Consider the following 13,328-nt stretch of genomic DNA (forward strand, 5'->3'; position numbering starts at 1 on the left):
GATCCGCTCCATTATGCTTACACCCACGCAATTAGCCACTATGTTAACGTTACAAGGCAATATGAATGCAAAAGTAAACCCTGATTGGTTAAACGCCGGTTATGCTTATTTACGAGCCGCTATGATTGAATCTGTTGAAGGGATTGAACACCACGGCTGGAAGTGGTGGAAAGCACAGCATAGAGATTTGCCACAACTGCAAATGGAGTTAGTAGATATCTGGCACTTTGCCTTATCAGAAATACTCATTAGTTTTAAAGGTGATGTAGAACAATCGGCCAACACCATAGCTGGGCAACTCACCTCGACTAAAACCACGGTTACCTTCGATGGCAAAGATTACGATTTTAGCACCTTAGATATTTTAGATAACTTAGAACTAATGACAGGTTTATGTGCGGCTAAACGCTTTGATGTGCCACTATTTATCAAAATAGTAGAGCAAGCTGAAATGGACTCAGACGAGTTGTACCGCCAGTATGTGGGGAAAAACGTTCTAAACTTTTTCCGCCAAGATAATGGCTACAAAGACGGAAGTTACATTAAGGTTTGGAATGGCCAAGAAGACAATGAACATTTAGTAGAAGTGTTGAATAGTTTAGATATCAGCTTATCCGATTATAGTGATCAAGTTTATGTTGGGCTTCAAAAACGCTACCCAACAGCTTAGTCTTTTTAATCCTTTTTAAAAAATTAACGCGCTAACCCAAGTGTTTGGCGCAACTTATTTCAGCCACTTTTGGCTTAATAATAATCCAAACGAACAAGTACCCGCCTTATGAAAAATAACCTATCAGATTGGGGTCTCAGCAAGTATCTATCTTGTATCTTATGTTTACTGGCCTTCAGCCAAGACGTCTATGGGAAAATTGATTCAGAATTACAAAACCGTTTAGTCCAAATGGCTAAACAATCTCTAGAAATAACTCAACAAAACCATTCGGACAACAATGAGGTATTACAACAGCTACAAACCGATTTGCTGAATTTACATAGCGAAACACTACAAGCAATCGTATCCCTGCACGGCTGGCCAAGTGAGTCTTTAGTGGGCACTCAAGGGGTCACGGCGGCCTTTATCATAGTGCAGCATTCACAAGACCTGCTGTTTCAACAAAATATGTTGCCATTGATTATTCAGTCTTATTTAAATGGCCAAGGTATAACAGGGCAAAGTGTCGCCATCATCACTGATTTAGTGGCCATCAAGCAAGATAAGCCACAAATATTTGGTACTCAATATGATGTCATCAATGGCAAGGTTATTTTTAAACCCATTGCAAACATTAGTACTATTGACTCACTAAGGGCTGAGTTAAGCCTAGTGCCATTTGCTGAATTTAAGCAGCAACTTGAATCCAAATATAAAGACAATTAGGCACTAACGTTCTAATTTAGAAAACCCAAGCTTCAGGTAAGTATCCACCTACAGCTTGGGTAGGCTCTAACCCGTTAGGCTCGCTAGTCCACACCACTAAGGCATACTTTTCAGCCCTAGCTGATAGTTTGGGATATTTTATTAGATGCTGGCCACTTTTGAAGTTTTCTTGTCTGTAACCTAACACTATAAAATTTTCAGACAGTGTACGGTGAGCGTTTTCACCGGCTTGGACTTGAGTATTTAAGTCAAACCCTAAAACCGCTAGATGCACCTTGCCCTCTTTATTACTGTTTGGCTCAGTAAAAGCGTACTTAATATTAACCCTGTCTTGTTCAGCAGCGGCAGTGAGGTTGATATTAGATGTACGCTCAAGTTTAGTAGGGTCTATATCTTGTCCAGTAAACCAGCCCTTCCATTCATGCCCATTAACAACAAACCCTGGTGTGTATACTGAATTGACTAAACCCTCACGACCAAAACTTCTTTGTCGGCTCGAAAACTTGGGAGATGAAAAGGGGTCTTTCCACCCAATGTAATCCCAATAGTCCACATGAAACACAATAGGAATAAAATGACTCCATAAATTAGGAGACTCAGTAAAGCTATTTACCCAGCGCTGGGCAGGTGGACAGCTACTGCAACCTTGAGAAGAATATAATTCAAGTAAGACTGGGCGCACTTCAGTTGAAGTAAATACAATGTCGTTTGCACTGGCCACATTACAACTGCACAAAACAATCACTGCCGCGCACATCGCTTTGAGAGTGCTGGCTTTACAAACTATTGAAGAAAATTGAAAACTCATAAATAGGTTACCCCTGAAAACACTATCAGAGATAACATCCTAAACCCTAGTCATCACAAAACCGTCACAGCAATTGTCACATTTTTAAATCATTTACTGATTAATAAGAGACTTCAAGGCCAGCGTTTTAGCAAATAACCTAGCATCATCAATGTCGTTCAGCATGCTATGGTCAGGTAAACAGTCATCATCCACATAATCAGCAAAATCAGAGCTCGCATCAAAAACAAGTATGTCCCAAGCTAATCTTTCTAACCCATATAAGCCGCGGTGTATCATGTCTGCTGAAAACACTAATAGGTCGCCTGCTGCCAAAGGAATAGTTGCACTGTCAGACAAGCTATCATTACTCAGTTTGCCGTTGAGCTCTTCACGCACCTCTAGCTCTTGTTGATTATCCCAACGCTTATGAGTACCAGGAATCAGCTCCATACCCAACTCATCAAATAATGGTACCCGCAGGTGCACCACTTGCGTCTCTTGGATCGCTTTTTGTTGTCCCGCAAGGTCATGGTCGTATTGACAGTCTCGATGCCAAAAATCTTTTAATTCAGGATTTACCGGATTGAAAAACAATTGGGTATTCATAAAAGCAGCATGAGTTGGGATCAAAGACTCAATCACATGCATCATTTTTGGTGAACTAATAAAATTAAACAGCTTAACCCTGTCTTTAGCTTTAAGGTATTGGCTACCGGTAATCAAAGAAGAATTAAACGCCACTTCTTTATAAAACTCAGGGTTATCTTGTTTCCATCTTTCATGAAACATTAAGATAACCTCTCTAAGTGCCGACATTTCAGATTGAGTGAAATACTCTCTAACTACAAAATATCCCAACTCGTCATACTGACATTTCCAACCACTTTGTTTATCTACCAAACCCACTTAAACCCATCCTGCTTTACTAAAATAATGTGAGTAAGTGCGACTACTTACTCATTTCTTTCATTGAAGTTAACCCTGCTACGCGCACCATGTAATACACCACAGGCATTACCAACAGTGTCATCACAACGGCACTTGCCATGCCCCCAACCATAGGAGCTGCAATTCGACTCATAACTTCAGACCCTGCTCCCGTTCCGTACAAAATAGGTAATAAGCCAACAATAATAGCAAGAGCCGTCATCATCACAGGCCTTACTCTCATGCCTGCACCATGCAACACCGCTTGCGCTAAATCAGTTTTATCGGGGAGCTTGTTTTCAACACGGCAGCGATCATACATGTTATTAATTGACTGATTAAGGTAAACCAACATAATCACGCCTATTTCTACTGCCACGCCAGCTAATGCGATAAACCCAACCCCTACCGCCACAGAAAAATAAAATCCTTCTAGGTACATCAACCAAATGCTGCCAACCATAGCAAAGGGCAATGTCCCCAAGATAATGGCGACTTCAGTCACATTTCTAAAATTTAAGTAAAGTAAAAACAGAATAATGCCAAGAGTAAGAGGCACCACATAGGTTAGTTTTTCTTTGGCCCGCTGCATATATTCGTACTGTCCAGCCCACGAAATAGAATACCCAGCAGGTAACTCTAGGCTTTCAGCTAAAACTTGTTTTGCAGCCACGACATAACTCCCTACATCTACCCCTCCAATATCCACAAACACCCAACCATTAATTCGCGCATTTTCGCTTTTTATCCCAGGAGGACCATCTTCAATGAATATATTTGCGACATCAGCTAGGGCAATTTGCTCTCCATTAGGAGTAATCAAAGGCAGCCTTGCTAATTGCTCTGGTGAATCTCGATAACTTTGTGGGTAGCGTAAATTAACAGGATAACGCTCTTGTCCTTCAACGGATTGCGTAACATTCATGCCACCAATTGCAGACGAGATAACATCCTGCACGTCAGCTATGTTTAAACCATAACGTGCCGCTCTATCCCGTTGAATATCTACTTTTAGATAACGACCGCCTGCAACACGTTCAGAATAAACCGAAGCAGTCCCTGCAACTTGCGGCAAAATCTGTTCTAGCTGCAAACCAATCTGTTGAATAATGTCAAGATCTGGCCCTGCGACTTTAATCCCTACAGGAGTTTTTATACCTGTCGCTAGCATATCAATCCGCGTTTTAATTGGCATCACCCAAGCATTTGTTATCCCTGGAAAGTTAACCACATCATCGAGCTCTTTTTGTAAACTTTCGCTGGTAACACCCGCTCGCCATTCTGACTTGGGTTTTAATTGGATAAACGTTTCAATCATGGTCAGTGGAGCGGGATCGGTAGCCGTTTCTGCTCGGCCTACTTTTCCAAATACGGTTTTAACCTCAGGTACTGTTTTTATTAACTTATCTGTTTGTTGCAACAACTCCCTAGCTTTACCAATTGAAATGCCGGGATAGGTTGTTGGCATATACATCAAGTCACCTTCATCTAAAGGCGGAATAAACTCATGACCGATTTTAGATAGGGGGACAAAACCCAAAACAGTAATGATTACGGCGGCAACGATAGTTGACTTAGGAAATGCCAAAACAAGCTTTAATGCCGGCATGTAAACTTTAATAAGCACTTTGTTTATTGGATTTTTATGTTCAGCCAGTACTTTTCCTCGAATAAAATAGCCCATTAACACAGGTACTAAAGTCACCGCAATGGCGGCTGATGCAGCCATTGCATAGGTTTTGGTAAAGGCTAAAGGTGAAAACATTCGGCCCTCTTGAGCTTCTAGGGTAAACACAGGTACAAAAGATACGGTAATAATTAATAAAGAAAAGAATAAAGCAGGCCCTACCTCAGACGCAGATTCAGCCACAATTTGCCAACGGTTATCTTTGGTTAATGGCGTTTTTTCCATGTGTTTGTGCATATTTTCAATCATAACTATTGCGCCATCAATCATGGCTCCAATCGCAATCGCAATACCTCCTAACGACATAATATTGGCGTTAATTCCTTGCAGGTGCATGACAATAAAAGCAGCCAGAATACCCACGGGTAAACTAAAAATAGCCACCATAGACGAGCGAACATGAAACAAAAACACCACACACACTAACGCCACCACGATGAACTCTTCTAACAACTTACTCCATAGGTTTTCTACTGCCTCTGCAATCAGTCCAGAACGGTCATACACTGTGACGATTTCTACGCCATCCGGTAATCCTTGTTTTAATTGTTTAAGCTTTGCCTTAACACCATCAATCGTTTTTTGGGCGTTTTCACCAAAGCGCATCACAACTACGCCCCCTACAACTTCACCCTCTCCATTTAACTCAGCTACACCACGGCGCATTTGTGGGCCAAGATTGACCTGTGCTAAGTCACCCACAGTCAGAGGAGTGCCCTGTCTATTCAGATCTAACGGAATAGCTTCAATATCCTTTATGCTTTTAATGTAACCCGAAGCACTGACCATATATTCAGCTTCGGCCATTTCGATAACAGACGCGCCTGTTTCTTGATTACCTCGCTTTAATGCCATTTTAATGTGGCTTAAAGGTATGCCGTAAGCCCTTAATTTAATAGGGTCAACTTGCACTTGATATTGCTTCACCATGCCACCAATGACTGCCACTTCTGATACACCAGGCACAGTTTGTAGCTCATATTTTAGAAACCAGTCCTGAATACTGCGCAATTCACTAATATCTAAATTTCCAGTTTTATCAATCAAAGAATAAAGATAAACCCACCCCACCCCAGTAGCATCAGGCCCTAGTTGAGGTCTAGCATTTTGTGGCAGTGATGGGGTTACTTGGCTTAAGTATTCGAGCACTCGGCTACGCGCCCAATATAGATCTGTGTCTTCGTCAAAAATTACATATACAAATGAGTCACCAAAAAACGAATATCCTCTGACGGTAACCGCTCCGGGAACCGACAACATAGCCGTAGTTAATGGATAAGTAACCTGGTCTTGCACAACCTGAGGGGTTTGGCCTGCATAGTTAGTTTTAATAATAACCTGTACATCAGACAAATCAGGCAAGGCATCAATTGGGGTGTTTTTTAAAGAATACAAACCACCTCCGATAATAAGTAAGGTGGCTAACAACACAAAAAACCGATGACCAATCGACCATCTAATAATAGACTCAATCATGACAGTTCACTCCTTACTTAATGATGGGAATGATCAACATCATGATCATTCGACATAGTGGATGGCATGCTAGTGTTTGTTGGCATCATTCTTTTAAAGTCTGAGCTTTTGCTTGATTCTGAATCTAATAGAAATTGAGCTGAGGTCACGACTTCGTCACCTTCAACAATGCCTTGTAATATCTCAATACTGTGATGATCAACACGGCCAACGGTCACTTCGACTGACTTAAACTGCCCTTCTCCTAGCGCTAACACCACCCTGTCTTGACTGCCTGTTCTGATAACAGCATCTTTAGGCACTAACACTGTACTTGTGCTTTCAAGCTGAATTAAAAGCTGTGCAAACATATTGGGTTTCAACATCAAATCTTCGTTATCAAACTTAATGCGAACCCGTAATGTTCGTGTTTTGGGATTTAGTGCGGGGTATACATAATCCACTACACCTGACCAATTTTCGCCAGGAAAATACCCTAGAGTCATAGATACTGCTAGCCCTGCTTTAACTAATCCTGAGTCACGCTCAAATACCTCAGCTTCAACCCAAACTTGTTCAAGTTGACCGATGCTCATTAAAGTAGTGCTTGGTTTGACATAAAAACCTTCGCGTATATCCAGACCCACGACTACGCCAGATTGAGGGGCGTAAAAAGTGACGGTTTGCTTAACTTGTTTGGTTTTCTGTAGCTGTTGAATAAACTGTTGAGGCACCTGCAATGCCTCTAAGCGTTCTTGAGCTGCATTAATTAAACTGATGTTATTTCGCTTTAGAGCAATGAGAAGCTCTTCTTGGGCATTAACCAATTCTGGAGAATACAAGGTATAAATAGCTTGGCCTTTTTCGACTGGGTCACCTTTTGCTTTTACAAATAAGGCGTCAACCCAACCATCGACTCTAGGGTGAATATGTACCAGTTTATCTTCAGCATATTGAACATACCCTACTGTTGATAAACTAGTATTCATTGGCTTGAACTCTGCAAGCCCAGTTGTCACGCCAAGGTTATTGATCACATGAGAGGCAATGGTCACAGCACCTTCGATAACCTCATTAGAGTCAGTATGTTGTGCATAAACGGGAATAAGATCCATACCCATAGGCGACTTACCCGGTTTATCCCTGCGGTAATTTGCATCCATAGGTGCGACCCAATACAGAGCCTTATCTTGTGACGTAGCAGTATCATCATCATGGCTATCAGCTGAATAAAAAAAGCTGACAGCGCCTGCCCCAAGAGCTCCCCCTAAGAATACAGCAACAAGTATTTTGCTATTAATTGACATTAGGCTCTCCAGAATTTTGATGTTTAGATTTGGTTAAGAAATAATTGATTTTGGAAATGGTTTTTAACACATCAATATCGATTTGAAGTGCCGAAATTTTAGTGTTCAATTCAGTGATTCTTGCCCTTACCACCTCAGAAAAATCACCGTCGTCATTCGTATAGGCAGTTAACACAGATTCCGCTTGGTCGTGGGTTTGTTGTAGCAGTTGATCTTGATACAGAGCTTGACGGTCAAACAACCTTTTTAACGAACTGGTTTCTTTTCCTAAACTAGCCAGCATCTTTTTCACTAACAGTAACTTTTCAGTTTTAATCGCTGCTGATTCCGATTTTGCAGCTGATAACACTCTATCTTGGCGGTTAGAAGTAAATAAAGGCACATCAAAGGTCACACCTACCGAAAATAAATCCGCTCTATCAACACCAGCAGAAGCATTATCTCGCAACCCATAACTCGCATTGACCTCCCATTGTGGTTTGTATTCTTGTTTAGCTAACAGAACACCTTTACGTGCGACTTCTTGTTCAACCTCAAGAGCTAATACCGAGGGGTGCTTAAGAAGCTTCTGGGCTAATTCATTACGTGAAAAAGTGCCGCTGTTCACTAGGCCAATATCCTTTAATTGCATGGCGCTCAACTGAATAGAAGGTAATAAGGACGGAAGCGACCATTCATGAGAGTGTGAGTCAAAATCTATGGCATAGTTAGCGTCGCTATCATATGGATGCAGCCACTCGTTCAACTGTGCAAGAGACGCCTCTAACTTTTGCTGTTGCACAATTAATCGGTCATCAAGCTGCACAAGCTCTAGTTGTGAACGAATCACGTTTTGCTGGCGAGTATTACCACTAGCAGTGGCATAACTTGCCTTGGCAACATCAACAAGCTGCTCAAACAAAGCTTTATCTTGGTTAATTAAGTTTATAGTGGTTTGTGCAACGTAAACACTTAACCATAATTGACTCACAATCGTTTTAACCTTTGCTTGACGGTCGTCACGTAATAGTGGGAATTTCTGCGCAGCGCTACGCAACTGAGCCTGTTTAATATTTAAAGCATTACCGCGGGGGAAAACCTGAGACACTCCCACTTTTAACTGTGTCATGTTTTCTTGCTCAAAATTCCAAGTATCAGTAGGCAAGTTGGCCACACTAAGAGACACTTTGGGATCAGCTAATGTACCAGAAGCTATGCTTCTATCTAACATGGCTGACTCCTTCAGCCTGCTCCCCTGTAACCAAGGATCATTCACTTGTGCAAGCTCTATAGCCTGCGCTAAAGATAAGGTAGGTTTTGCAACCACTGGCTGCATAATAAAACCAATACTTACAAGTATTAGCACAGATGTAACTTTCAAATATCTAGATATCATTTTTGCCTCCAGAACATCTGGAATTCAGCCTCAAAGCACATAGTCATAAAGCATACTGGCTTAAAGCGATTAAAAAGGGGGGTAACTAAAGTGAGTGCGTGAATTTTAGGCGCACTGATCCTGTATTAGGCAAGTATTGGGGGGCGGTATAAAGATTTTTGGTATGAAGTAATAACAGAAATATTAATAATAAGAAAAGAATTTTCTCTGAGTGGGACTCTGTCGGATAAGGTAACAGCATTTAGCATTGAAAGACTAGAACATACGTTTGAGGGGCATTCACAATCAATACCGCAGCAATCATCAACCTGAGTATTGTCATGCATCTGAATCATATCAGCAGCCATACTCATACCATGTTGCATACTAGCATGGTCCATAACCATCGAGTTTTCATCTAACATGTTCGACATATCACAAGACATAGCTGTATACGCCAGCGTTTGCCCTATAAAGGCAAGCAGCATTGTCGTAACCACTAATACTTTTGAAAATGACTTGAACATAATGTTCTCTTTTTAGAAATTATCTAAAGGATACGCTGACAGTCTACATCTGTAAATATAGCTGTATCAGCATATTACCTCTCGGACTACTGATAAGAACTATTATTAATTTTGAAATATCAAAAACATAAAAACACATCACAGCTATTGAACGTGTATCTCGCCTGTTTCGTCATTTATAAACCCGTGGCAAATATACCCAACTAACAATCTAGGCTTTTTGTTTAAATATAAAAAGTGTTCAAAACCAACAGAAAAAGCAAACGGGTTGGCATTGTACTCAGCGTAATACTGGTCTCGACCTAAGCGGGCTTCGTTCACCCCCGACGCAAATCCGCTTAAAAAATCATCTCGGTTATTCATGATGAGGCAGCTTAACCCATCAGTATCATCTACCAGCTCTAACAAACCAGCATCAATAAATTTATTGACTACAGCTTGATTGAAATATCCCATGTACTGCTCGGTTTCGATATCATAAGTAACGGGGGTACCTTCACTTTGTGCTTCCATCATAGACGTAAAAAGTTCACGGACTTTTTTAGAAATCATATGTTTAGTTATGCCTTAATCAATATTTTTTGCAGGGCTTGGGGCGAGTTGATGCCTTAAAGAATAAACACCTAATGATATGATACTGCCTAATTTGAAGGAACTCATTTAACTGCAAAAAAATTCAATAAATATCGTTAGCAAATACTATTTTGTTTTTCGCATTCACCTATATAATAAGTGAGCACTACTGACTGGTAGTGAAATAACAACCTTTAAAGGAACCAAAATGAACAAACAAAAAAAGCAATTAGCAAAAGCTAATAATAAAACTGACTTGGGGCGAGGAGAAATTAAAGATAATTTTTTAGCGGCGTTAGTCACATCTAACGTTTACAAGATGCAAGTTGTCAAACCTAAAAAAGGTAAAGGCTCTTACCAACGTAAAGCTAAAAATGTAAGACAAGAGTCTTATTTAATAGCTGCTTAAAGCATGGCTTGTAGCAGTTATCAAATAAGGTTTTTGTCTTTGAATCTTACCATAAGACACATCAATTAGGCCGACACCACATGGCTAAGCCTAATAAAAAAGCTCCTAGCTCCTCAGTCGATATCTATTGTAGCCAATGCAAAACTCAACTTTTTAAATATCGTAAGGGCGGCAAAGGTGCCTTAGTGAAATGCTTTAAAGAACGAATAACCAAAGACTTTACCAGTACGCCCTGTACTTGCCCAAATTGTCATGCCACTTTTGCCAGAGATACCCTTATACGGGGCGCACCCGCTTTTAAAATAATTGGCGGAAAAGTATTTAGCAAATGAAGCCTAGCGGCCTCCCCTTCAAGAGGTCATCACTTAAACTCTTGAAATTCCGAGTTTTTAAGGTCAACATCAGAGGCTGTCTTGCCAATTAAACCAAAATTTAAGGAATCACAATGCGGTATCTAGTTCTCAAGATAATTGCGATAACTCTCTTTCTAACAGGGTGTGGCTCAACCACCATTCAATCAACTCATATATCATCCAGCAGTGAGCTACCTATGGGTAATGGCGTAGTCGCAGTGCAGGTCATCAACAATACTGACAGATTAGCCTCATTACACAAAGGCTGGACAGAAATTATCGTTATTCGCACCGATAACATGGATGAACTCAAACAAATCGCCATTGATGCAGCCAAAGCTAAGGCAGCATCCAAAGGTAAAGCCTTTGATCCAGACAAAGTGGACTGGGATCCCGAAATATATTCCTTAGCACCCAATAATATGGGCGTGATTGATAGCCAACTGTTTGTGGGAAGCATGCCAGAAGGCACCTATATGATTTCTAGCTTGTACAGTTTCTTTTCAAATGGCGACCTAAGTTCATGGTTATCTATGCCTGTATACCAAGCGGCAGGCACTTTTGAAGTCAAAGAGAATAGGTTTACAAATTTGGGAAGCTTAGTATTTCAACCCCTTTTAAACGTTAAAGAAAAGTCCTTTTGGAATAACCGCTCTTCTCAGAAGGCCTATGTCACACGCTTAAATGACACCCAAGATTTTACTCGCTTTATTCTTAGCCACTACCCTAACTTAAGTGAGAATATTAATTTTGAAGATACCCTCAGCTGGACCGCTGATGATCTAGATACACTTAGGCAAAAGCTAGGTGAGCTTTCAAGAGAAAACGCTTACGGAGAAAGGGCATCTTATCTAAACACAGGATCGATGGGAGCCATTGCCGCTAGGTTTGGACAATTGAAAATTTTACAAGAAGATGGCGAGTGGATCCAAAATGACCTCCCCACCAATGGTCAACTATCATCGGTCATTGAGCTTGGTAATACGATTGCTGTAGGCAGTGAGCGGGGATTGGTTTTTGTCAAAGAAAGCCAAGCCCAAGATTGGACAGAATTACAACCGGTAGCAGCAAAAGAAGCCATAGTTTGGTTTGGACAAGGTGTAGATAAACACTATGCCTTGACTAGTGAAGCCATGGACTATCACGTATACGAGTTTGAATCACTCACCACTCCTTGGAAACATGTGGGTAATTTTAAAAAGAAAAACAAGAATGATTGGTTAGTACAAAACGGCGGCTTATTTCCTTGGATTAAAGCAGACGGCTCTTTAAGAGTGATAAATGACAACAAAGTATATGACTACAGCAGTACAACTGGCGCTTGGACTTCAACTAAAACGAATTCTTTGGTAAAACTTGAGAAGCTTAGAAGCGGAGCCTTAGTAGGCCTTGAAGTCAGTCAGTGGGACGGTGTTGGCGATCAAGTTTATAGCTTAGATGACGGACAGACCTGGCATGACATAAACCGTAACTTAAAATTGTTCGGTGATGCAAAAAGTGATACTAGCTTACCGACTATTCTAGCCGACAACACGGTAGTGACGGTGGCAAGAGTAAGAAAGAGCAGTGCAAAATCTAGCGAGTTAAAAATTGTAACTGCTGCCGCGGTAGACACAGTTAGCAAGAATGATTGGCAAGCTCACGGGCTAACCCAAGATACCTGTCACACCTTACTTCCCAAGCTCACTTATCAACAAACCTTGTTCTTTTTATGTGACAAAGGTGAAGTGATAAGTACCAAAGATTTTGGAGAAACCTGGCAAACTGAATTTGATATCGACCTAGATGACATGCAGAAAAAGTTTCAAGCTATGCTCGAAGCGATGAAAGAACAAGAAAGTGAAAGTGAAGTCGAATAAAGCACTCTCTATCAGATCAAAATCCTAATCTTTGCGACTTAACAGTGATTTTTAAAAGCACAAAAGAAAGAGGCTGAGCAACCTAACGGTAGCTCAGCCTCCAGATATTCAATTTAACTTAAAGTACATAACCTTGTACTTGATTGAGTTCGGCTCAAATTTTAAGCTTTAACACTTAAATTACCAATTTCAGGTTAAGTATCTTGTTATGTAGATTTAACTTAAAGGGCGATAACTTTGTTAGCGCATGGACCTTTTTGACCTTGGCCAACTTCAAACTCAACAGCTTGACCGTCGGCTAAAGTAGCGTATCCGCCACCAGCTTGGATCTCTGAATGATGTACGAACAAATCTTTGCCGCCATCTTCTGGAGTTATAAAACCAAAACCTTTGTCAGCGTTAAACCACTTAACTGTACCTTTACTCATATTAATGTCTTCTTTAATCGGTGAATTTTAATGACTAAACTCGTTATCACCATTACGAGCTCAGTTTTTTGAATCACAAATAACAGACTTTATCACCTAGCCAAATCTTTATTTTTTAAGACTTAGTAGTTACAAATTTAGGGAATACATCACTAAATGTCTGTTCAAGTGCGAAGAGACTAACAGATTAAGTACGCAGCTAACAGGATAACTCGCCATTCAAGGCAAACTAACTAAGAAATACAGCAAATAAACAAGAATCAGCCAAGATATCATGCAAT

The 13,328-nt window shown here is 40.7% G+C and carries 12 protein-coding genes and 1 pseudogene; 5 read left to right on the forward strand and 8 right to left on the reverse strand.

Features of this window, described 5'->3' with window-relative positions; translation table 11 throughout:
- Positions 1 to 13: 13 nt before the first annotated feature.
- Both ABJE44_RS17140 and ABJE44_RS17145 read left to right on the forward strand, forming a co-directional pair.
- A complete protein-coding gene (locus ABJE44_RS17140; protein ID WP_348112791.1) occupies positions 14 to 670 on the forward strand; it encodes a dUTP diphosphatase in 657 nt (218 codons plus the stop codon).
- Positions 671 to 778: 108 nt separating this feature from the next.
- Positions 779 to 1,378 (forward strand): DUF6624 domain-containing protein, encoded by a 600-nt coding sequence (locus ABJE44_RS17145; RefSeq protein ID WP_348112793.1) that lies wholly within the window; start codon positions 779 to 781, stop codon positions 1,376 to 1,378.
- Between the two features lie 16 nt (positions 1,379 to 1,394).
- On the opposite strand, the gene ABJE44_RS17150 is transcribed toward ABJE44_RS17145, so the two are convergent.
- From ABJE44_RS17150 to ABJE44_RS17180, 7 genes and pseudogenes are all read right to left on the reverse strand, one after another.
- The gene (locus tag ABJE44_RS17150) at positions 1,395 to 2,186 is read right to left on the reverse strand and encodes a DUF1223 domain-containing protein (RefSeq protein WP_348112794.1); all 792 of its coding nucleotides are present in this window, start codon (positions 2,184 to 2,186) and stop codon (positions 1,395 to 1,397) included.
- A gap of 93 nt (positions 2,187 to 2,279) precedes the next feature.
- On the reverse strand, positions 2,280 to 3,068 hold the full coding sequence (locus ABJE44_RS17155) for a phytanoyl-CoA dioxygenase family protein (protein WP_348112887.1): 789 nt from the start codon (positions 3,066 to 3,068) through the stop codon (positions 2,280 to 2,282).
- Between the two features lie 49 nt (positions 3,069 to 3,117).
- Complete coding sequence (locus tag ABJE44_RS17160; RefSeq protein WP_348112795.1) at positions 3,118 to 6,258, reverse strand: CusA/CzcA family heavy metal efflux RND transporter; 3,141 nt, start codon at positions 6,256 to 6,258, stop codon at positions 3,118 to 3,120.
- 53 nt (positions 6,259 to 6,311) lie between these two features.
- Positions 6,312 to 7,544, reverse strand: a pseudogene (locus ABJE44_RS17165) (efflux RND transporter periplasmic adaptor subunit); the annotation flags it as partial.
- Positions 7,534 to 8,919 (reverse strand): TolC family protein, encoded by a 1,386-nt coding sequence (locus tag ABJE44_RS17170; RefSeq protein WP_348112796.1) that lies wholly within the window; start codon positions 8,917 to 8,919, stop codon positions 7,534 to 7,536. The pseudogene ABJE44_RS17165 and the gene ABJE44_RS17170, both read right to left, overlap by 11 nt.
- A 125-nt stretch (positions 8,920 to 9,044) precedes the next feature.
- The gene (locus tag ABJE44_RS17175) at positions 9,045 to 9,425 is read right to left on the reverse strand and encodes a hypothetical protein (RefSeq protein WP_348112797.1); all 381 of its coding nucleotides are present in this window, start codon (positions 9,423 to 9,425) and stop codon (positions 9,045 to 9,047) included.
- Positions 9,426 to 9,569: 144 nt separating this feature from the next.
- Positions 9,570 to 9,977 (reverse strand): hypothetical protein, encoded by a 408-nt coding sequence (locus tag ABJE44_RS17180; protein ID WP_348112798.1) that lies wholly within the window; start codon positions 9,975 to 9,977, stop codon positions 9,570 to 9,572.
- Positions 9,978 to 10,206: 229 nt separating this feature from the next.
- On the opposite strand from ABJE44_RS17180, the gene ABJE44_RS17185 reads away from it, so the two are divergent.
- The 3 genes from ABJE44_RS17185 (at position 10,207) to ABJE44_RS17195 (ending at position 12,619) form a co-directional block, all read left to right on the forward strand.
- Positions 10,207 to 10,407: a ribosome alternative rescue factor ArfA gene (locus tag ABJE44_RS17185; protein WP_348112800.1), complete on the forward strand. Its 201-nt coding sequence runs from the start codon at positions 10,207 to 10,209 to the stop codon at positions 10,405 to 10,407.
- An 80-nt stretch (positions 10,408 to 10,487) separates the two neighbouring features.
- The gene (locus ABJE44_RS17190; protein ID WP_348112801.1) at positions 10,488 to 10,739 is read left to right on the forward strand and encodes a hypothetical protein; all 252 of its coding nucleotides are present in this window, start codon (positions 10,488 to 10,490) and stop codon (positions 10,737 to 10,739) included.
- A gap of 113 nt (positions 10,740 to 10,852) precedes the next feature.
- Positions 10,853 to 12,619 (forward strand): hypothetical protein, encoded by a 1,767-nt coding sequence (locus tag ABJE44_RS17195; RefSeq protein ID WP_348112802.1) that lies wholly within the window; start codon positions 10,853 to 10,855, stop codon positions 12,617 to 12,619.
- 221 nt (positions 12,620 to 12,840) lie between these two features.
- Here the strand turns inward: ABJE44_RS17195 and ABJE44_RS17200 are convergent, their stop codons facing one another.
- Positions 12,841 to 13,047 carry a cold-shock protein gene (locus ABJE44_RS17200; protein WP_133468841.1) on the reverse strand — a complete coding sequence of 69 codons (207 nt, stop codon included), beginning with the start codon at positions 13,045 to 13,047 and terminating at the stop codon, positions 12,841 to 12,843.
- Positions 13,048 to 13,328 lie beyond the last annotated feature (281 nt).

Origin of the sequence: Paraglaciecola sp. (assembly GCF_039942875.1) — a bacterium.
Lineage (GTDB): Bacteria > Pseudomonadota > Gammaproteobacteria > Enterobacterales > Alteromonadaceae > Paraglaciecola.